The organism is Nocardia sp. NPDC004168, from assembly GCF_040610355.1.
Lineage (GTDB): Bacteria > Actinomycetota > Actinomycetes > Mycobacteriales > Mycobacteriaceae > Nocardia > Nocardia sichangensis.
This window is the reverse complement of the sequence record NZ_JBEXME010000049.1, coordinates 1-20,832: the sequence shown is the minus strand read 5'-3', so window position 1 is coordinate 20,832 and position 20,832 is coordinate 1. Positions and strand designations below refer to the sequence as shown.

General features: G+C 61.2%; 17 protein-coding genes and 2 pseudogenes. 8 read left to right on the top strand and 11 right to left on the bottom strand.

From position 1 onward, the window contains the following. The first annotated feature begins 476 nt into the window (after positions 1 to 476). The 3 genes from ABZW96_RS35900 (at position 477) to ABZW96_RS35890 (ending at position 2,395) form a co-directional block, all read left to right on the top strand. Positions 477 to 812 (top strand): Lsr2 family protein, encoded by a 336-nt coding sequence (locus tag ABZW96_RS35900; RefSeq protein WP_355081137.1) that lies wholly within the window; start codon positions 477 to 479, stop codon positions 810 to 812. A gap of 188 nt (positions 813 to 1,000) precedes the next feature. Further along, complete coding sequence (locus ABZW96_RS35895) at positions 1,001 to 1,453, top strand: helix-turn-helix domain-containing protein (RefSeq protein ID WP_355081135.1); 453 nt, start codon at positions 1,001 to 1,003, stop codon at positions 1,451 to 1,453. A 678-nt stretch (positions 1,454 to 2,131) separates the two neighbouring features. Beyond that, complete coding sequence (locus ABZW96_RS35890; RefSeq protein WP_355081133.1) at positions 2,132 to 2,395, top strand: hypothetical protein; 264 nt, start codon at positions 2,132 to 2,134, stop codon at positions 2,393 to 2,395. 277 nt (positions 2,396 to 2,672) lie between these two features. Here the strand turns inward: ABZW96_RS35890 and ABZW96_RS35885 are convergent, their stop codons facing one another. The 3 genes from ABZW96_RS35885 to ABZW96_RS35875 all read right to left on the bottom strand — a co-directional run bounded on the left by ABZW96_RS35885 (position 2,673) and on the right by ABZW96_RS35875 (position 4,374). Beyond that, positions 2,673 to 3,044, bottom strand: a complete 372-nt coding sequence (locus tag ABZW96_RS35885) for a hypothetical protein (RefSeq protein WP_355081131.1) — start codon at positions 3,042 to 3,044, stop codon at positions 2,673 to 2,675. Positions 3,045 to 3,373: 329 nt separating this feature from the next. Next, complete coding sequence (locus ABZW96_RS35880; RefSeq protein WP_355081129.1) at positions 3,374 to 3,982, bottom strand: pyridoxamine 5'-phosphate oxidase family protein; 609 nt, start codon at positions 3,980 to 3,982, stop codon at positions 3,374 to 3,376. Positions 3,983 to 3,984: 2 nt separating this feature from the next. After that, positions 3,985 to 4,374 carry a DsrE family protein gene (locus ABZW96_RS35875; protein ID WP_355081127.1) on the bottom strand — a complete coding sequence of 130 codons (390 nt, stop codon included), beginning with the start codon at positions 4,372 to 4,374 and terminating at the stop codon, positions 3,985 to 3,987. 132 nt (positions 4,375 to 4,506) lie between these two features. Between ABZW96_RS35875 and ABZW96_RS35870 the strand changes: the two genes are divergently transcribed. Then, the gene (locus ABZW96_RS35870; RefSeq protein ID WP_355081125.1) at positions 4,507 to 5,103 is read left to right on the top strand and encodes a TetR/AcrR family transcriptional regulator; all 597 of its coding nucleotides are present in this window, start codon (positions 4,507 to 4,509) and stop codon (positions 5,101 to 5,103) included. 554 nt (positions 5,104 to 5,657) lie between these two features. Here the strand turns inward: ABZW96_RS35870 and ABZW96_RS35865 are convergent. Beyond that, a complete protein-coding gene (locus ABZW96_RS35865) occupies positions 5,658 to 7,151 on the bottom strand; it encodes a CoA-acylating methylmalonate-semialdehyde dehydrogenase (protein WP_355081143.1) in 1,494 nt (497 codons plus the stop codon). Positions 7,152 to 7,229: 78 nt separating this feature from the next. Beyond that, on the bottom strand, positions 7,230 to 8,567 hold the full coding sequence (locus tag ABZW96_RS35860) for an MFS transporter (RefSeq protein WP_355081141.1): 1,338 nt from the start codon (positions 8,565 to 8,567) through the stop codon (positions 7,230 to 7,232). A gap of 371 nt (positions 8,568 to 8,938) precedes the next feature. On the opposite strand from ABZW96_RS35860, the gene ABZW96_RS35855 reads away from it, so the two are divergent. Next, positions 8,939 to 9,928 (top strand): LysR family transcriptional regulator, encoded by a 990-nt coding sequence (locus ABZW96_RS35855; protein WP_355081123.1) that lies wholly within the window; start codon positions 8,939 to 8,941, stop codon positions 9,926 to 9,928. Here ABZW96_RS35855 and ABZW96_RS35850 read toward each other — a convergent pair. Continuing rightward, positions 9,849 to 10,484, bottom strand: coding sequence for an integrase core domain-containing protein (locus ABZW96_RS35850; protein WP_355081139.1), 636 nt, complete (start codon positions 10,482 to 10,484; stop codon positions 9,849 to 9,851). The two genes, ABZW96_RS35855 and ABZW96_RS35850, sit on opposite strands and share 80 nt — an antisense overlap. A 561-nt stretch (positions 10,485 to 11,045) precedes the next feature. Between ABZW96_RS35850 and ABZW96_RS35845 the strand changes: the two genes are divergently transcribed. Further along, positions 11,046 to 11,639 carry an amino acid synthesis family protein gene (locus tag ABZW96_RS35845; RefSeq protein WP_355081121.1) on the top strand — a complete coding sequence of 198 codons (594 nt, stop codon included), beginning with the start codon at positions 11,046 to 11,048 and terminating at the stop codon, positions 11,637 to 11,639. Positions 11,640 to 12,658: 1,019 nt separating this feature from the next. Here the strand turns inward: ABZW96_RS35845 and ABZW96_RS35840 are convergent. After that, positions 12,659 to 13,210 carry an XRE family transcriptional regulator gene (locus ABZW96_RS35840; RefSeq protein WP_355081119.1) on the bottom strand — a complete coding sequence of 184 codons (552 nt, stop codon included), beginning with the start codon at positions 13,208 to 13,210 and terminating at the stop codon, positions 12,659 to 12,661. A gap of 184 nt (positions 13,211 to 13,394) precedes the next feature. On the opposite strand from ABZW96_RS35840, the gene ABZW96_RS35835 reads away from it, so the two are divergent. Together ABZW96_RS35835 and ABZW96_RS35830 are read left to right on the top strand one after the other, a co-directional pair. Then, positions 13,395 to 14,177, top strand: coding sequence for an aldolase (locus tag ABZW96_RS35835; protein ID WP_355081117.1), 783 nt, complete (start codon positions 13,395 to 13,397; stop codon positions 14,175 to 14,177). Positions 14,178 to 14,206: 29 nt separating this feature from the next. Continuing rightward, positions 14,207 to 15,088, top strand: a complete 882-nt coding sequence (locus ABZW96_RS35830) for a dihydrodipicolinate synthase family protein (RefSeq protein ID WP_355081115.1) — start codon at positions 14,207 to 14,209, stop codon at positions 15,086 to 15,088. A gap of 52 nt (positions 15,089 to 15,140) precedes the next feature. On the opposite strand, the pseudogene ABZW96_RS35825 reads toward ABZW96_RS35830, so the two are convergent. The 4 genes and pseudogenes from ABZW96_RS35825 to ABZW96_RS35810 form a co-directional block, all read right to left on the bottom strand. Beyond that, positions 15,141 to 15,958 (bottom strand): annotated as a pseudogene (locus ABZW96_RS35825) (IS256 family transposase); the annotation flags it as partial. Positions 15,959 to 16,217: 259 nt separating this feature from the next. Next, positions 16,218 to 17,144, bottom strand: a complete 927-nt coding sequence (locus ABZW96_RS35820) for a hypothetical protein (protein WP_355081113.1) — start codon at positions 17,142 to 17,144, stop codon at positions 16,218 to 16,220. 1,035 nt (positions 17,145 to 18,179) lie between these two features. Further along, a complete protein-coding gene (locus tag ABZW96_RS35815; RefSeq protein ID WP_355081111.1) occupies positions 18,180 to 19,247 on the bottom strand; it encodes an IS110 family transposase in 1,068 nt (355 codons plus the stop codon). A gap of 299 nt (positions 19,248 to 19,546) precedes the next feature. Then, a pseudogene (locus tag ABZW96_RS35810) lies at positions 19,547 to 20,470 on the bottom strand (IS481 family transposase); the annotation flags it as partial. Between the last annotated feature and the right edge of the window lie 362 nt (positions 20,471 to 20,832).

Here is a 20,832-nt window from a genome sequence, read left to right as displayed (position 1 = left end):
TGATCGGGAAACTGTCAAGTCCGGTTCGGCGGGAGGCCGCGCGGAAAAGGACCAGCACACTCTGGCACCTCGCTGCGCGGCCGACCCATCCTCCTAGCTCACCGGCTCAGCATCCGGCACGAATGCACGGCCAGCCACTTATGTGCCGTCGCGACCCTCGCCGCTACCTCACGAACTTCAAGAAGCTGACCAACACGAAACCTACAACCCAAGACATGGTCTAAAACAGGTCTACGGGAGCAGATTGACATCCGAGGTTTCCAAACGATTCCTGGTGGAGTTAGCTTCTGACGCAAACCGTTGTCGATCGCTGCTGCGGCAGTTCACACTGGATGCGTCATGACGAACGATAGCCGACACAGCCGCAAGACTGCACAGTTCATAGTCTGAAGGGTTCAGCACTATCAGTCAGCGTACAACTAGGCTATAACAGGTATGTTCGTTATTTTCAAGCTCAGATGAAAGGATACCGCTGCATGGCCCGCAAGGTTGTTGTTGAGATGGTCGACGATTACGACGGTCGGTCTCTCGCCGAAGAAACTGTCAACTTCGCGCTCGACGGCATCGCCTATCAAATAGATCTGTCGGTACCTAACGCCGACAGTCTCCGCGGCGTGTTCGCACAGTGGACCCCGCACGCCCGCAAGGTCAGCCGGATACGACGAGCGCACGACAGTCAGCGCAAGTCTGCGACCGCCAGAGACCAAACTGCCACGATCCGCGAGTGGGCACGCAAGATGGGCATCGAGATATCGAGCCGCGGGCGGATTTCTGCCGAAGTGCTGGAACAATATAAGAAGGCCAATCAGTAGAGAACTGCGGCAGGGTATGACGATCGTCACCGATATACCTGGGCGCGTGGCACGCTTCCGGTTGCTCGATGCTGGTCGGCATGTCTGATTCCCGTCACACTCCATAATGCCTAACACGCGTGTTGGTGCCGTCTCCGGGAAGGTTGATGCTGTATCCGTGGTCGGGGTGGCGGGTTGATCGCTGACGAGTGAGCAGTGATGCTGCCGGTCAGGTCGTGCCGGTGGCCCGGAAGCCTGATCGTTCGTCAGAGCGGCGACCCCCGAAGGAAAGCCGCAAGCTGGCCCAGATCGCCCGGCGCAGTGAGCAGCCAGTACGCGTGCGCCGGGCGGTGGTGGTGGTGATGGCGCCGGCGCGGCATCAGCCGGTCGGGTTGATCGCGAAGCGGATGCGGTGTCGGGAATCGTATGTGCGGCAAGTGATTCACGATTTCAACAAAAAATTTCGACGCACTGGACCTAAAATGGAGCGGGGGCCGATCAGCGAAGACCGATCAAGCGACACGCGATCGGATCTGTCAGATCGCTCGGTGCTGCCGCGAAATTTGGAATGGCTGTGCACCACATGGAGCTTGTCGAGGCCAGTGGAAGCCGAGGACAACGCGATTGCCGATGTCAACCGCGAAACTGTGCGGAAGCCCTGAACGTCGGCGAGGTGTCGTGAGACGCCACGCAGGCGTGAAAGGCCGCGGGCGACCGGATCTTCGGGCCAAGATGGCGGGATCCTCGATCCCTAAGACGAGTTCGAGCCGCTGAACGGCACATTTTCGGCGCCCTGGACATGTACTCGGGCCAGTTGGGCTACCGGCTCCGAGACCAGGGAAACGGTGGACCAAGTTCCTGGCCTACCCTGAAATCCTCGCGGGGAGATGGCCGAGCCAGAACCTGCATCCGATCTGCGACAACTACTCGTTCCATACACGCACCGAGGCTCACACGTAATGCGCGGGCAACGCCGTCGAGTTGGCGTCACTACTCGTCGTGGCTCAACCGCACCGAGCACGAATTCGTCACCCCGCGACTTTGTATTACCGGCATCCCGCGATCGCGACCTCAATGCGCAGAGCGTGTCGGTTCAGCTCATTATCACCGCCGCACCCCCGCGCGGCGGCACTCTCGGGATCCTCGTCTACGGAAGGTTACGGCGACGAGTGCAGTTATCGCGATGTCCGTCGCCGCCTCGGACACGCCCGGCGGCGCGCTACGCGCCGCTGGCCGTCATTTCGTTCCCTCCGATCCCGTCGGCTCGCTATCGAAAACCGCTCCCGCTTCAGTCGCTCACTATGCTTCCCGTGAAGCCGCGACCGACCACTGTTCGCGGCGTGCAACCGACCGATCGGGCCGATGGCTCGATCGACAAGCCGTTTCTGGATACGCTGGGTTGGCAGGCCGACCAACGTCTCTATGCTCATCTCACCACGAGCGTGCTGCCTTTGAATTCGGCCGACGTTGACATACTCCTTGACAAGCACGGGGCTACCCGTGCGCGCGACTATGCCGCCGAGCGTGCATCGAAGCGGGATCCTGCTGCTGGCCATCAAGACCGCCAGCCACCGGCTCATCGCGTCCCCTCCCACAGCACTTGAAAAGGCGTTCGCGGCCGGATCACCGAACTCGACGAGCGGGAGCGGGCATGACCCTTCAGCCCACCGACACCAAACTAGCCGCTGCCGAACAACCTTTCTATGCCTCGGAACCGGTCCAGCCCAACTGCTCCCCTCCTCCTACCCCACCGATTCCGATATCCGTGCGATAACCGACAGTGGTCCAGCAAGAACAAGGCTCCACTCACCGGCTGCGCCACATCATTGCGGGCCGAATCGACATACATGTTTTGCATGTCGACCATGGTCGGCGGCCTGGTCATTCGGGAATCTCAAGTTGGGAGATGAGTTCGAAGAACTGTTTGTCGGTTATACCCCAAACCTCGACCTCGATGCCGTCGACCACTCCTCTGTACTCGATAGTCCCGCTGGTGGTCGGCGGCACGACGCGGATCAATCCGAGCAGATCTGCCCACGCCTGGACAATCGCGGTAACTTGGGAATCGTTATAGTCCCGACCGGAGGCGATGCCGGTAACCGCGAGCCCGCTCGTCTCGTCGGCCGTATATAGTTCCCAGGTCAACGGTGCACACCCAGCTCTCTGCCCAACCGTGTTCACCACCGCTTCGACACTGAGTTCGATCATCCGACCGAAGCCGTGACCGCCAGCCTTCTCCCGCCACGAAGTCACGGCTTGCTCTCTCCTCCACGTTGATAGCCACTGCTCGATCCGACGTTTCGGTCTACCGTACGCGAAATTGCATAAGATTCTAGATTAACGCTCCACGATGGAGCAGTAACCAGAATAAAGAATACCGGAATTCGAGCTACTGATGAGCCGAGAATTGAATACACCGCAAGGGATACCGACCCTTCATTCGCCCCAATCCTGCGCTGATTTCGCCCTCACCACTGACTCACCCGCCTCCGCAGCGCGGCGGTGAAGTCAAGGCGTTCGGCGACCGACAGCTTCAACCGATTCCGCATCTGGTTCGCGCCGCAAAGGCGCAAAGATCATCACTATCGCGAACTCCGCCTGCCTTGATCTGCGGCCAGCTGCACCTCCAACTGGTGAATGCGTTGTCGAAGCGGCTCGGTGAAAACGCGTACTTCATCCGCGGTGAACCGTGGAGTGATGAGTTTCGGGCAATTCCAGTCGAAGGCGACGACTTCGACAATTATGATCCCCTCCAGTTTCCCGTCGATGCCTTCGCGGTCGAGCATTTCAGGGTCCGGATTGCAGTCGAACTGTGCATGTCCCAAGATTTTAAGCCGCTTACGATTTGGATAGTCCATCGCGATCATCGCGATACGGTCGTCGCTGTCGAGATGACCGGCTGTGATGTATTGCCGATTTCCGGTGCGCTCAGCCCACGCCAACCTGGTGGGGCCGAGCACCTTGATGAACCCTGTCGGCCCGCCGCGGTGCTGAACATAGGGCCAGCCGTTGCGTCCCGTCGAGGCGAGATAGAAGCTGTCGCGACCGGTGAGAAAGTCGGCCTCCGCCGCACCCATGCCATTGGGCACAGCCGCGGCGGAAAGCGCGTGTTCGTAGCGGCCGTATGAACCTTGCCGACGTTGATGCGCCTGCTCATCCGGCCCGAACGTCAAGGCGAAGAAGTGCTCCATGGTCAGAACGACAGGATGCGGTATCCGTCGTCCACGAGGGCGCGAAGGCTGGCAAGGCCGGAGGTGCCCGGCAGCGGATTATCCTTGATCAATTCGATACCACTGTCCCGAACGCCCTCACTGCTCCCGAATACATCGGCGCATCCGCAAGAGGCACCGGCGACCGTATGGCGTACCGCTTGATAGACCTCGTATGCGGGATGGTCGGGCGCACTGAGCAGTTCAGGCCAGCGAGTGCCCGCACCGTGGAACTGCACACGGACCTCGTTGCCGGCCCGATCGAAGTCGTAAGCAGCCGCGAGCGCATTGAACACGCGGCCGAGAGCTTCGTCGCCGCCTTCGGGGTCGCTCAGCACCAGCACCGCGGTCTTGGCCGCAACTTCGTGGGTCATGGTCTTCTCCTTTTGTGTCATGTCCGCCACCGACTGGCCGACGGATGTCGTCCTGCGATTCCGGACGGGAACTGCTCAGTGACATATCGTGGAGAACGATCGTTCTCCACGGGTTGCTAGTATAAGAGAACGATGGTTCTCAATGCAAGGGAGTCCGCTGTGCAGGATGACTCGGATGCCGTACGAGTGCTCACTGCCGCCGAGCGTTTGTTCAACAGCAGTGGTATACAGTCGGTAGGCATGGACGCCATCCGCGATGCTGCCGATGTACCGCTGAAGCGTCTCTATCGGCAATTTCCTTCGAAGGCAGATTTGGTTCGTGCCGTACTGGAGCAGCGTGACTGCGAGGTGCGTGCGGCGATAGTGCGATTTGTCGATGCCCATGCGCATACGCCTCGGGAGCGCGTGCTGGCCGTGTTCGACTTTTTGTTCGAGTGGTTCGCTGAAGCTGGTTTCCGGGGCTGTCTGTTCATCAACACAGTCGGGGAGATGGGCGGTGCATCTGAGGACGTCAGCCGGATCGCCAGACGGCACAAACTCGCGATCCGCGACTATCTGGCCGATCTCATCGCCGACTGCTCGGTTCCGGAGGCATTGGCCGACCAGCTGCTCATACTTGCCAACGGCGCGATGGTCACTGCCGCCATGCATAACGATCCCCAGACCGCGCGTAGGGCACGCGACGCCGCAGAGGTACTCCTGGTGGCAGCCGAACGCCACGGTGCATAGACAACACCAGGACCGGACGACCGACACCGGTGCGCAAGCGAGCAGGCGATTGCTTCTTCGGTGGCATTTGAGACCGGAGACTTCAGCGGTGAACCTCGACCATGCCGATCAAACACACGAAAACCGAGTTCGGCGGGCATCGATCATTAGGCCAGCACCCTAAGCCCACTCCAGCCACAGGTCCGACTGGGTGATCCACGGCCTAAACACCGCCGCTGGCCCTCCCACAGCCTCTGTCTAACCTCCGCAACCACCGGCCGGATGGTGCGTTCGCCTCCGGTGAACCCCATCACCGCGATACGGCGGTGCGCCATATCAGCCCGGCTCCGGCCCGGTCTCGACCTTCGGCAAATACTCATCGGCGCCGCCGCACCCGCGTCCTGCGCGAGCCCGGATCGCCGCCGACTTCAGCCTGCTCGCCGCGGCATACAACCTCGCCCGCCGCACCCCGCATCGGCCACCCCGCCAAGGGATGTACCGCGGCCCCGGTCCAGCCAGATGCTCACCAGCCAATAAGTGGGATAGTGGGGAGCGGTCGGGCGATTCGGTCGTTTCTAGCCGCTCTGAGGGAACCCCAGGTTGATTCCACCGTGGCTGCGGTCGAGCCAGCGACTCGTGACTACCTTCCCGCGGGTGAAGAAGTGCACGCCATCTGTGCCGTGGGCGTGAATGTCGCCGAACAGCGAGTGCTTCCATCCGCCGAACGAGTAGTACGCAGTGGGCACCGGAATCGGCACATTGATTCCCACCATCCCGACCTGTACCTCGTTCTGGAATCGACGCGCTACGCCACCGTCGCCGGTGAAGATTGCTGTCCCGTTCCCGTACGGCCCAGCGTTGACCAGTTCCAGCGCTTCATCGTAGGAGTCGACGCGCACCACCGATAGAACAGGGCCGAAGACCTCATCGGTGTACACGCTCATGTCGGTGCGAACATGGTCGAGCAGAGTGGGGCCAAGCCAGAATCCTCCCGCACTGCCGTCGGCCTGCACTCGCCTCCCGTCCACGACCACGGTAGCCCCATCAGCCTCGCCAGCATCGATGTACGAGACGACCTTGTCGCGGTGCTGCCAGGTCACCAGAGGACCCATGTCACTGTTCTTAGTACCGTCACCGATTCGCAGGCTCTTCGTACGATCTGCGATCTTGGCGACGAGATTGTCAGCGATGTCCCCTACCGCTACCAGGACGCTGATGGCCATACAGCGTTCACCGGCGGATCCGTAGCCCGCGTTGACCATAGCGTCAGCGGCCGCATTCAGATCGGCATCCGGTAGGACGATTGCGTGGTTCTTCGCACCGCCCAATGCCTGGACGCGTTTGCCATGCGCGGTGCCGGTCTGGTACACGTAACGCGCGATCGGAGTGGACCCGACGAATGAAATAGCTTTGATCGTTGGGTTGATCAGTAGTTCATCGACAGCTGTCTTGTCGCCCTGGAGCACGTTGAACACGCCAGCAGGCAGACCAGCCTCGGCCCACAATTCTGCGATCCAGACGGCGGCGGTAGGGTCCTTCTCACTTGGTTTCAGCACGACGGTATTACCCGCCGCAATAGCGATCGGGAAGAACCACATCGGCACCATGGCGGGGAAATTGAACGGAGAGATAACGGCAACCGGGCCGAGGGGCTGGCGAATAGAGGCGACATCTATATTTGTCGAGGCGTTCTCCGTCATGCCACCCTTAAGCAGGTGCGCGATGCCGCAGGCGAATTCGACGACCTCCTGACCCCGCGACACTTCACCGAGAGCATCGGAAAGGACCTTGCCGTGCTCGGCGGTGATAATCGCCGCCAACTCCTGTTTGCGATCGTTGAGCAGCTCACGGAACTTGAAAAGGACCGTGGTGCGCTTTGCGAGAGAGGTGTCACGCCAACCCGGGAATGCCTCAGCTGCGGAGTCGATCACCGTCCGCGCGTCCTCTGCGCTCGCCAGCGCCACCCGACCGGTGATGGCACCTGTCGCCGGATTTGTCACAGGTGCGGTGTTCCCACTCGTGCCCGTGAAGGTTTTATTACCCAACCAGTGAGAAATAGTCGCAGCCATGGGGGTAACAATCGTCATGTATTTTACATCCTTACTTCTTCGGTGTGCTGGAAAAAAATTTGAGTTAGGTGGGCCACGTCAGCGCACGCTGATGGGCTCGGCACCGTTCGGACCCTCCGGTACATCCGACCCCGCAGCGCGACGCGCGCGGTCTGCTTGATCGAGTTCATAAAGCGAGATACCGCGCGTCTCATGCAGGAAAACTGTTGCGACACCAGTGACCACCGCGCCAGCGGAGATATAGATTGCGATTGGGACCCAGGATCCGAAGCGACTCAATAGCAGGGTACCGATAATGGGTGCCATCGAGCCAGCAAAGATCGACGTGACCTGATAACCCAGGGAGACTCCTGTGTAGCGGACCCGAGTCGGGAACATCTCTGCCATCAGGGCCGGCTCGGTCGCGTACATGAGCGCATGAATGATCAACCCGCTGGTGATCGCGAGCAGGACCAAGCCGTCACTGCCAGTGTTGAAGGCGGGGAAGGCAACGAAACCCCAGACTGCCGTGAGCACGACTCCAAGAACGAAGATAGGCTTTCGGCCGACCCGGTCTGACAATCGCCCGAATGCGGGGAGGCTTGCAGCGTGGACGGCATGTGCGCCCAGAATCAGCAAGAGGATGATCGAGGTGTTCTTGTGCATATGGGTGCTCAGGTAGGTGATCGAGAAGGTGACCGCAACGTAGTAAAGGATGTTCTCCGAGAATCGTAGGCCCATTGCTGTAACTACACGACCCGGATAGTGGCGCAATACCTCAGCAAGACTCGACACCGGTTTCCCAGCGGCTTCCGTCTCGACTTCCGCCTTTGCTTCCTGAAAGATTGCTGCGTCGGTGATCTTGGTGCGTATGTAGTAGCCGATCGCAACGATGATCACCGAGAGCCAGAACCCCACGCGCCACCCCCACGACAGAAAGGCGTGGTCATCCAGAGCCCAGGAGAGGACGAGCAGGACACCGGTGGCCATCAGTGCGCCTATCGGCAGTGCCGCTTGCGGCCAGCTCGACCAGAACCCCCGTTCTTTTCGTGGCGAGTGTTCCGCCGCTAGCAAGATGGCCCCGCCCCACTCGCCACCGACAGCGATTCCTTGCAGGAAACGTAGCACGACGAGTAGAATCGGCGCGATTAGCCCTACCTTCCCATAGGTCGGGAGGCAGCCCATCAGAAAAGTTGTCGAACCGACGAGAATGATTGCGACCTGGAGGAGTTTCTTACGGCCGTACTTGTCACCAAAATGTCCGAAGATCACACCTCCGACAGGCCGGGAAACGAATCCGACGGCATAAGTGAGGAACGCTTTGATGATGTTTTCGAACGGGTCTTCCGACGGTGGAAAAAAGATTTTGTTGAACACGAGCGTGGCGGCAGCAGCATAAAGGAAGAACTCATACCATTCGACTATCGTGCCCGCCATCGAAGCCTTCACAACTCGGCGCAGCTCCAACCGCTCGTATGTTCTTTTCTTCGATGGCGTATCAGTCGTCACGGGGTTTCTCCTCAAGGACTACGTTGTACTTGGGCGGCCTGCCAGCTAAATCTGCCAGCATGATTGAGGGCTTCATAGTCAACCCGTTGTGTGACCTAGGACAAGCACATATTGTGCACATCCCTGTGCGCAAACGATCAGACCCTTCCATCACGCCCTTCAGCACCGCCGAGCAGCCCATCGCAGAGTACGAAGATACAAACGCTACTGTCGATACGTTGCCACAAGCGGACTCGCTTCCATCCTCGATGCTCATGCCCTCGGCAAGGTCGGCCGAAGGTAGAAAGGTATGATCCGCCATGCCTCAGCGGCAACAAGATCACCGTGCCGCCGGTGACCAGAGCGAACCAGTTTCCGACATATTTCCGTGGGACAGTCTTCAGTTCTTCCTCGAACTGGCACGCAAACGCACACTTGCGCGTGCAGCACGTCGACTCGGGGTTTCCCACACGACCGTTTTGCGCCAAATCGCTAAGCTCGAACGGTCACTGGACATCAAGCTGTTCGAACGAGACTCCTCTGGGTTCACTTTAACTTTGGCAGGCGACGAGCTGCTGAGTCGCGCCATGATGATGGAGCAAGCGGCTGACGAGATCTTCAGGTCCTCCAAAGCGACCGACCGGCTAGCGGGGCCAGTCAGGATCGCGGCAATCGAGGGGCTGGCGACGCATGTGCTGGCGCCTGCCTTCGTGGGGTTTCACCGCCAGTACCCAGAGATCGGCATCGAAATCAACAGTATGATGCAAGCGGCCAACATCAATCTAAGAGAGGCCGATATCTCCGTCGGGCCAGCAAAGCTCACCGGCCCGCGCATTACAACACGTCACCTGGCTGCGTGCCCGATTCATTTGTTCGCCGCTCGCAGCTACCTCGAACGCGTCGGTACTCCGTCGACGCTTGAGGACCTCGATGCGCACCACTTCGTCGACTACGTTGAAGATCTGGTCGAGCTTCCGGAGCTTCGCTGGTTCAGAGAGACCGTTGGATCGCGGGCCGTCGTCTTCAGGAGCACGAGCCCTATGGTGCAACTCGAAGCGGTACGTCACGGTATGGGCATCGGCATGTTTCCGGACTACCTCGCATCAGACGATCCGCAGTTGTGTGTCGTGCTTCCGCAGGCTGTCAGCGCGGAACGTCGATTCTGGCTCTCGATACATGCCGAACTGTGGCGGGTGCCTCGGATGGAGATCACGTCTCGTTTTCTTGCAGTTACGTTGGCTCGACACTTTGGATTACATGACATTCATAACATGGGTCTCCAGAAGACTCCGGCAGACAACGCGCACTGAACGTCAGGCAAGATTCATAGGTCCCGCTCGAACGCTGTGGACAGATCGCTCTGAGGGACCCTGCCAGGTCTTTCTGCGCACATTGGCTCATGTAAGTGATTTTCAAATGCGAGACCACGCGGAGTTGGAGTCGGGTGTATTCATTCATTCCGCGTCCGATCGCTCTAGCAAGCCATCGGTGGGTGTGGGTGCAGGCCGCAGCGTACTCGCCCGGTATCAGGTAGCCCGGCGCGGAATGGCGATGGCGCTGGTTATGTTCGGTCTTGTAGTCGGCGATCACGATGTGGGCTTCCAGCAGGCTGGTCCAGTGGTTGCGGTTGAAGCACTCGGTCCATAGCCGACGGTTGAACGCTTCGATGCACCCGTTTACCCGGCAGAATATAGAAATGCCTGCTCGTTGGGCGCAAAACCGTTGGAGAGCGTAAGAAATCGTCTCGTGCCCGTTTTCCGGGCCCCACAGACCTGCCTCCGGATCGGTCGGGTCATCCTTGATCGGCGACCGCCGATATGTCGATCGATAAAGCCCGGCGACTTTGCGCACGAACCGTTCCGACATGCACCTGAGCTCGCCCATCATATCTACAACGCGATGCTTGGCCTGCGGCTCACAACCTTCCCTCGGCGATCTCTCCCAACGCGTTCCTCCCAGCTCGCCTCGGCCAGCAGCCGCTTCCGCCTGGCGTGCTGTTCGCGCAGCTCCTCGAGTTCCTTGACCGCATCGCTGTCCACTCCGCCGTACTGGCCGGCGCCAGTTGCAAAGTGCTCCGGTCGACACCCCGATCTCGGCGGCGACCTCCTCAACCGGTTCTTACCGGCTGCGGCCAACTCGTCGGCACGGCGCAGTTTCCGCATGATGCCTTCCGCGGAATGCCGCTTGCGTCCTGCCATATCTTGAGCGCCCCCTCCCAGGCCTTCACCGGGCCAAACAGGACTCCATACCGAGTAGACGCATTCACCGAGGACAGCTTATGGGCTGCTTGTCCGTCTACTACGGGCTTCTGAGCTTCTGATCATTTTTGCAACGACCACTGCAAAAGTGGTCAGTCACCAGAACCGCTTCTGGCGTTAGGCTCACAGGAATTCGGCGATAAATCCCGAATTACTTGTAGGAGGTCAAATGTCGCAGGATCTTGGTATCCGGAAGTTCGTCGACTTCGACGAGGAGGTGCAACGGGAATACGGTGTTGAGATAACCCCGCCACTGCGTCGCTCCATTGCCGGCGCCGTAGTACAGAATCCGCTTGTTAGGCAAGGAGCATCCGCCGATCTGACTGCACTGATAGATCTCTCAGTGGCTCTGGGCGAGATCCTGACGCGTCGAGTCCTCGAGAGGGTCGGCGCCCCCGCAAGTCTCCGCGCGTATGGGAAAGCCGTGTTGGTTGGGACCGCTGGCGACCTGGAACATGGTGCCGCGATGATTCACCCGCGTCTCGGGATGGCGATGAGGGCCACCGTGCGGCGCGGCAAGGTCCTGATTCCTGGCAATGCGAAGGTCGCCAGTCCGGGCGCCACTATCGATGTTCTTTTTGGCCCGCTGGATGAGGGCTGGGACCTCGACGCAATGGATACCATGCCGGTCCAGGTTGCCGACTCGCCTCGCTCTGACGAGATTCTCCTGCTCGTGGCCTATGCCACGGGCCCGCGACCGAACGCGCGCTCGAAGGGGCCCGCGCAGGCCGAGGTTGATACTTTGCTGGCATCGTTCGACTAGCTCGGGAGTTATGGTATCGACCACACGATATATCGGGTCGCTTGGATGGTCTGACCGCCGACACGATGCGCGCTGTTCGTTGACGGGCTCCGACTCGGAGCCCGTGGACGTTCACACTGCCACCGGGCCGCGCTCCTTCACCTCCGGGCTGCCCGATGTCGTTCATCGGCGCTCAGGTGCGATCGGATGCGTCCTGCTAGTGAGCGACAGCGCCAAGGCCAGGCCCGCTGACAACCGATATGTCCATACAAGCCGACGCTTCGCGACACTCCTCGGGCACGTCTGATTCGAAGATCTTGGCGTCTTGGAGCCAATCCTGTGCCGCTACGGATATGGGACACTCTTTGGGGATCGGCGACTGCGAGACAGCCGTAACAGCGAGTTCCGATTTGCTGATCGTTCTTGTCGACCCGGTCGGAGTCCCTGGCGCCATACGTCACCCATTCCTAGGCGTCAAAATCGACCTCACCGCAGCCTGCATGATCAACGTCCGCCGACTCTAGGAATATGCCCGGTGCCCAGTTGATTCCACAGCCACTCTGAGCCGATGTTCACTCGACAGGTCGCTACGAGGTCGACTTTGCTCCGGTATCATCGACCGACGCCGGACATCGCTCTACCCGCGGCCGCATGGGCACCGCCGTCTTACATTGGCACAGTGGCCATTTCGACATACCTCTCGGCGCTGACCGCCTCGCTTCGACGGTCGGCTTCCCTAACCGAACGTTCGCAGTGGCTTGCACTGCAGCTTCATCTCGAAGCCGCTCATCGACGGATAGAGCAATAGCTGATTGGCCATACCCCTGGGTTGTAGACTACCGGCGTCGATCAAGACTCGCTTCGTCGGGACTTTTCCAGTTCAGCCGGCGCCTCAGGGCCGTAATGGAGGCGATCTCCAGCAACTGCCTCGCAACACTACCCGAAACTCGCGCACTGCGCCCGCCACTGCGTTGATCACTACAATCGAACTTGTCGATCCGGCCCCCAACGGCTTGACAATCGCCAAAAGATTACTCAAATCACGACTGCGGTTGATGGTCAGGTTCACGACCGGGAACATTTTCTACAACCACGACTACCGCAGCAAGATCGTCACCCACGGACTTGATCCTGTGTGCAATGGTAGCGTCGAAGTAACTGGCATCACCCACACCGAGACGCTCGCGCTGACCATCGAGATCAAGTTCGATTACACCGGCATGGACGAAGACGAATTCCTGTCCCGGATGATCATGATATGCCGCTTCGAATTCGAACGCCGGACGCACGAGGAACGGCGACATGGTTTTACCCAACATTCCGGAAGCAATCGCCCGGTATCGCGCATCGTGTTGGTCAGCAGCGTCATCCGCACGGGAGAACACCACCCGGTTCTTCACCGACTGGTTCGAGAACAGCAAGCTGACGTCGACATCCAGCGCTTGCGAAACCTTCAGCGCCACCGCGATCGACGGAACGCTTCGGCCTCGCTCGATCTTCGACAGATAGCTCTTCGTGAGACCGGTGAGCTCCGCGAGATCGTCCAATGTCAGACCACGTTGCTTGCGGACCGCTTGCAGAAGCGTCGTCATTCAACCACCTCGAACATAATCCCTACCCGCACATATCTACACCGACTCGCAACGCCTCAAGATACCTGCAATCCTTCGCCAACCGACTGTTGCCGTATGACACTTTGTGTCCTATCGTACCTCATGTGTCCCGCGTCGCCGCATCAAAGGCGACCTGTCGTTTAAGCAAGAACGGAGTGAAACAATGACGACTCTGAAGGAGTCGAAGTCCGAACTCATGCAGCGCGCCGAGAACCAGATGAAGAAAAACTTCGGCGACTCGGAGTGGAACACCCGCGAGAAGATCGCTCTGACTTGCCGTGCCTTGTTCGACGCAGGCCACGACTCCGGTCTCGCGGGGCAGATCACCGCACGAGCGGAGGAACCTGGCACGTACTACACTCAACGTCTCGGGCTGGGTTTCGATGAGATCACGGCAGGCAACCTGCTTCTTGTCGACGAAGATCTGAACGTGCTCCACGGCAGTGGTATGGCTAATCCTGCCAACCGATTTCACAGCTGGATCTATCGTGCGCGTCCCGATGTGCACTGCATCGTGCACACCCACCCGTTGCACGTCGCCGCGTTGTCGATGCTGGAGGTTCCGCTCGTCGTATCGCAGATGGACATCGCTCCGCTCTACGACGACTGCGCATTTCTTCCCGACTGGCCGGGAATACCCGTCGGCAACGAAGAAGGCGAGATCATCACCGCAGCTTTGGGGAGCAAGAAGGCTGCGCTCCTTGCGCACCACGGCCATGTGGTGGCCGGGGCAAGCATCGAAGAAGCATGCTCCCTTGCCGTCCTCATCGAACGCGCCGCCAAGCTTCAATTACTCGCGATGAGCGCCGGGGAGATCCGGCCTTTACCCGATCGCCTCGCCCGCGAAGCACACGATTGGACGCTGACCCCGCGCCGGAGCGCAGCGAACTTCGCGTACTACGCGCGTCGGGTGCTGGCGCGCCACCATGACGCCCTCGACAGCTGACCCAGCCCCCCGAAACGGAGAACTATCAAATGACCAGCTCCCTGGCAGGCATCATCGCCTATCCTGTGACCCCCTTTGACGCCGATCAACGGGTCGACACCGCACGACTTCACTCTCTGGTAAGCCGACTCGTCGATGACGGGATCCACGCGATTGCGCCTTTGGGCAGCACTGGCGAATCCGCCTACCTGAACGAACTAGAATGGAGTGCAGTCGTCGACACCACTGTCGCGGCAGTGGCCAAGCGGGTACCCGTCGTCGTGGGCGCGTCCGACCTGACTACAGCCAACACAATCCGTCGAGCCGAATATGCACAGTGGGCTGGTGCCGAGTCCGTAATGATATTGCCTGTCTCATACTGGCCACTGTCGGACCGCGAGATCAAGGCTCACTATCGAGCCATCAGCGACGCGATCGACATTCCGATCATGGTGTACAACAACCCTGCGACGAGTGGTATCGACATGCGTCCCGAACTGTTGGTCGAGCTGTTCGAAACGATCGATAACGTCACAATGGTCAAGGAGTCGACCGGGGACATCACCCGCATGAACCGCATCAAGGAATTAACCGGCGGCGCGCTCCCCTTCTTCAACGGAAGCAACCCGCTGATCCTGAAGGCGTTGCAAGCCGAGGCAGCGGGGTGGTGCACCGCGGCACCATGCTTGCGCCCGCAACCTTGCCTGGACCTGTACGCGGCGATGAAGGCCGGGCAAGTCGACCGCGCTCAGCAGATTTACGATTCGCTTCAACCGCTTCTCGAGTTCATCGTCGCCGGCGGGCTCCCGACCACGGTCAAAGCCGGCCTGGATCTACTCGGCGCACCCGCCGGTCATCCGCGCGCGCCACTACTCCCCCTGGATGGACCAGATCGGGCCACCTTGTCCCATCTCCTCAACACCATCAAATAACGCAGGGCGGCTTTCGGGTCTATCTCGCTAACGGTGTTTGCGGCGATCTCCATCAGTAGGTTTGGGCGTTGGGCCAGCGGTCGGCGAAGGTGATCGCGAAGGCGTTGACCGCGGGTTTCCAGCGCATGGTCCATCGTGCCCGACCGGCGCCGGTCGGGTCGAGTGATCGGGTGACCAGATACAGTCACTTCAGTGCTGCTTAGGTTCAACCGGGAAGTGGCCTCGGGCTTTGATCGCGCGTCGGTAGCGGGCGTTCAAGGATTCGATGGCGTTGGTGCTGCAGATGACACGTCGGATCTCGATGTCGTAGTCGAGGAACGGGATGAACTCCTCCCATGAGTTCTCCCAAAGACACACTATTGCACCGTACTTGGAGCCCCACCGCTCGGTGAGCTCGTCCAGCGCTGCTCGTGCCGCGGTGGCGTTGACGGCGGTGTAGATCGGTTTCACATCGCGGCGCAGCGCGTCCCAGTGCTGGCGTCTGGCCAGCCGGAAGGTGTTGCGGATCAAATGGATGATGCAGGTCTGGACCGTGGCCAGCGGCCACACGTTCCCCACCACCTCCGGCAGCCCCTTCAAGCCGTCGCAGACCAGGAAGAAAACGTCCCTGACCCCGCGGTTGCGGATGTCGGTGAGCACGCTGAGCCAGAACTTCGCGCCTTCACCACCGGTGCCGGCCCACAACCCCAGGATGTCCTTCTCACCAGTGACGCTGACTCCGATCGCGGCGTAGATCGGCCGGTTGGCGACCTGCCCGTCGCGCACCTTCACAACGATCGCATCGATGAAGATGGCCACGTAGATCTCATCCAGCGGCCGGCTGGCCCATTCCTGCATTTCCGCGACCACTTTGTCGGTGATACGAGAAACAGCCTCATCAACACCGGCATCGACGCACCCTTCCCTACTGCATGCGGCAGCCGGGAATGCCCCAACTGATACAGCGTAAGTGTGTCATTATCTGCCAAATACAACGGTCCGATCGTCACGGTCGGTGACAACCACGCCCAGATCGCCAGGAACAACGACACCGTGCACCAGAGGCGGACCCGAAACGACCCGGTGTCAACAAGGTCCGGACCGGGCCGCAACGACATGGCGAGCCGCGAATCCTGTAGCTAGGTCGGCGCTAACTCGGCTGAGATGTTGATGGCGCGAGCCCGAGCCGCAGTTGGCAGCCGATCACCGAGGTCGGAACTGTGGTGCGGATGTCGTGTTCCATCCGCTTGAGAGGATCCACGGCGGTGACGTAGATGCTCGACGCTCGCGCCATTTCCCCGCGTTCGCGATGCGCCTTGATTATTGCCGCGATACTGGTAATCAACGCGCCGACCAAATCCGATTCGGTGGATGGATCGTGCGCCTCCCTGCACAGCTGCGCAAGGACGAACGCTGTCTGTTCCAGATCCGGCGCGGGCCACCGGAAGATGTACGGGCGCGTCCGGCTTCCGGCCGCGAGGGCGGACCTCCCAATTTCGTGCGCGGCGACGGCGAACGGTCCTCGCGCGTCCGGTTCGATCCGCCACGACCACAGCGCCAGCACCCCGGCGATCCGGCTCGCCGCCCACCCCCATGCCTTGCGCTCGCTGCTGGGAACCTCTGTCAGCGTTTCGTTGAAACCCTGGACTTCAGCCAGGGCGTATGCCCACAACTCGGTGTCGCCCCACAGCACCGTTTCCCTGACCGACGGCCCAAGCGAACGCGGAAGTTTCCACTCGGTCTGCGCGTCCGCCGCCGCGTGTGGATCAGATTCCCACCCGTCCCGCAGTTCGGGCAGGCTCAGGCCTGCGCCGACCTCGAGGTCGATGATCGCCGGACCGAGGCGCGCGCTGTGGGAATCACGCCATTGGGCGATGTAGCCGACGACATAACCGTCGACGACGCTGACCCGGGGCTGCAGGACGGTCCCGGCAGACCGCATCCGGCGTATCCATTCGACCTCCGAGAGACTGACCGCAGCCGTAGCGCGCAGCGTGCGCCGCAGCATCCGATTGTCCAAGCCGTCGCAGTCTTCGCGCCGCTCGATTCCCGCCAGCATCTGCTGCTCAAAACTCACGCCAGGCCCAGGAGCCGCCGACCGATACAGGCAAAGGTCACAACCGGTCAACGCGACATGATCCGATCAGTCGACGAACCGACGATCACCGTCGGCCGATGAGCGTGCATCCTTCCCGAATCACGCATCCGCTCAGCTTCCCCAGTCACCAATACATCCGGGACGGGGGAAGTCCCTATGATCGCGACTGCATCAGCGACCTTGACTGCGGTGAAAGCGCCCGCTGCGGAAAAACTCATTTCGGCGGCCGCCACCGATCTCCCATGGCCACACCGAGCTCTTGTCATACAACCACCCCTTCGACATCCATGGTGTCGACCGAGTAGACGATCACCGAAAGGCAGGCCATACAGTAGCTAGATGAAGCAGAAGTAGCTTGAACAAAGTGCACTCGACCACATCCCGCCCTCTACGCCCACCCGCCGGTCGCGCGCCACGGACCCGGCCGAGTCCGGACATATGCCTACCCTCCAGGAGGCGCAGCCGCGCAAGTCCTGCGGTTCCCGGGAGGGCGCGTCGACGATCAACTCGCCAACCCGCCGCGCACTCTCTGGTTATTAACTGAACCGGGACGCGAGTCAACCACACCTTAGCCGGACCCATGGGAACACGTTTCGATCATGTCACGTACATCGGCCTGGCGGGATAGGCTCGCGGTCATGGTTGAGGTCGGTTGACAGGGTGCTCTTGGTCGCGAATGGGGTTTCCGTGTTCGGGTTCTGGAACTCGACGACGAGGGCCACGCGCTCGTGGAACCTGTCCTGCGCTCGTGGAATCTGTGCTCGAGGACAGTCCCGGCCGGTACTGTTCAGCGTTTGGGCCGACTCGCTCGTGCCCGTTCCAGAGACGTAGAAACGCGGCCTCAGTCGGGCGCGCTGATCAAGAGTCAGCTGCCGTCCCCGCCGCACACAGGAAGAGCCGCCGCACTGCGGCCGCGCCCGCGGCTAGTTGTGATGTCCAGGGAGGTTGGTCAGCCGGGTGACCGGTGGCCGACCTCCGAGGGCGGAGTGGGCTCGGTGGACTCTCCTATGTTTGTCAAGCCGAAATAGGTTTGCCGCTGGTGGCGTTGAGGTGGCGGTAGATCTGGCGGGCGAGGTAGCGCTTGAGGCAGCGTCGGATCTCTTTGGTGGTTCGGCCTTCGGCGCGTCTGCGTTCGACGTATTCGCGCGTGGTGGGGTCGTGGATCATGCGGGTGATCGTGGCCATGTGGAGGGCACGGTTCAACCTCCGGTCTCCACCGCGGTTGAGGCGATGACGGACGGTGTTGCCCGACGAGGCGGGGATCGGGTTGACCCCGGCCAGGCAGGCGAACGCAGCTTCGGAACGAATCCTGCCGTGGTGTGACCAGGCGATCAGGCAGGCGGCCGCGGTAACGGGTCCGATTCCGGTCTTCTCGAGCAGGCCGGCGGCTGGGGTGGCGCGTAGGAGGGTGGCGATTGTTTTTTGGTTGGTAGTGAGTTCGTCGTCGAGTGCCACGACGCGGTTGGCCAGGCGCGTGGCCTCGGCTCGAGCGGTTGCCTGGGCCAGTGGCTCTTGTCGGGGGCGCCAGCGGGAGATCTCGAGTATCTGCTTGCTGCGCAGTGGGCGACGGGCGTCGATGCCGAGGTCGATCGCACGCATCAGCGCTGTCAGTGCGTTGACGGTCGCGGTGCGTTCACCGGTCATGTGGTCTCGGGCTGTCACCAGGACGCGCAGCGCGGCTCGTTCGCCCTCGTCGGAGCGTGGGTGACGCAGCTGGGTTTCCTCGAGCGGCAGTGCGGCTTCGGCGATGCGGCGGGCATCGAGCGGATCGGACTTCCCGACTCCGCGGTGGGCACGGGCGTTCATTTGCGGCGCTTCGACGACCTGGTAACCGGACGCGGTTATGGCGCCGGCGAGTTGGGCGCCGTATGTCGCCACGCCCTCGACGACCCATAGGGCAGCAAGGTTCCCGCCGGTGCGTCGCGCGGCCCATGCGATCGCGCGGGCCATGCCCGATTTGGTCGTGGGGAACTCGGCCGAGTCGATGGGCTGCCCGGTAGCAGCCACGATCGCGAGAACGTGGTTGCGTGCGTGGGTGTCCACGCCGATGACGTAGGGGTGATTGTGCGCGACGATGGTCACGGCGGTCGGCTACCTTCCTTGCAGCAACAGCGGTCCGGCCGCGGGCGGCCGACGCCGTTCTGGGAAGAGGTCACTCCGGTTCAGCACTGTGACGGGCCACGATCCGCAGGTCGGGCAATCTCCTGATCAGGAAACCGAAGTGGGCCAAGACGGCGTCGGCCGCTCCGACTCCGCAACGGACAAGTCCAACCGAAGGACACCTGCGTAGGGCCAGTAATTGTATGAGTCACGTCTTCGAGCCGGGCGACCGCCGCCTACCCTGGTCGGCCAGTCCCAGACCAGCCACCCGAAGACTCACAGTGATTGTAGAAGTGGAGCCATGCGGGCAGGGTTGTGTTGCGTTGTTCGGTGGATTCATACAGCCGGGCGTAAGCCCAGCCCTCGGCCATGGTGCGGTGGAAGCGTTCGATCTTTCCGTTGGTTTGTGGCCGGTAGGGGCGGGTGCGTTTGTGGGTGATGCCCAGTTCGGTGCAGGCATCGCGCCAGGCATGTGATTTGTAGGCCGAGCCGTTGTCCGACAACACCCGTTCGGTGGCGACGCCGTGGTCGGCCAGCCATGCCACGGCCCGCTGCAGCACACCGATCGCGGTGGCGGCCTTCTCGTCGGAGTGGATCTCGGCGTAGGCGAGGCGGGAGTGGTCGTCGATGACGGTGTGCACGTATGCGGTGCCGATGGCGGGCCGGTAGTTGTTGCCGCGCTTGCCGGTTCGGTGGGCGGTGGCGCGGGCGTTGGACTTGCTGGCGCGGCGGTCGAGGAACTTGTGCCCGCCGCCGTCGGGGATGTTGGCGAACTTGATGACGTCGACATGGATCAGCGACCCGGGATGGGGGTGTTCGTAGCGGCGCAGCGGTTCGCCGGTGACCCTGTCGATGCGCGACAAACGGTTGATCCGGCACCGGGTCAGCACCGCGTGCACGGTCGAGGCCGGCATCGCCAGCAGGCCGGCGATCTGGATCGGTCCGAGCCGGTGACGCCACCGAAGCCGCACGATCCGGCGTACCGCGTGTGGCGGGGTCTTGGCCGGGCTGGTCACCGGACGCGAGCTGCGGTCGGCCATCCCGGCAGGACCCTCGCCGCGGTAGCGGTCGGACCATTTCCTGGCGGTTCGCGGGGAGACCATGAACATTTTCGCTGCTGCGGTATAGCTCCAGCCGCGGTCGACGACGAGCTGGGCCAGTCGTAGACGAGCACGCGGGGTCAACGCTGCGTTAGCGTGGGACACGAAGGCCTCCGGATCGGTGAAGCGGTGAATTCGACAGCTCCACTTCACCGCCGGAGGCCTTCACCAGTCACACAGGCTCACCGTTCCAACCCGGTACAACCTCCCTGGACATCACAACTAGTGATTCTTATCGTCGCGTCAAGCCCCGCCGCTAGCGCCACGGACGACGACGCCGAGTTCGGAAGCAAATCAGATTGCCATTGTTACCTTCGAGACTTGCTGTCACGCGGAAGCGCAAATTTCGCCCCAATAGTGCGCCCCGCACTTAGTGCCTGTGTATGAACTGATCATTTCGGGATCGGGTGGGTTGTGAGGCGGGCGAGTCGGCGCCGCATGACCAGGGTCATGGCCCACAGGACCAT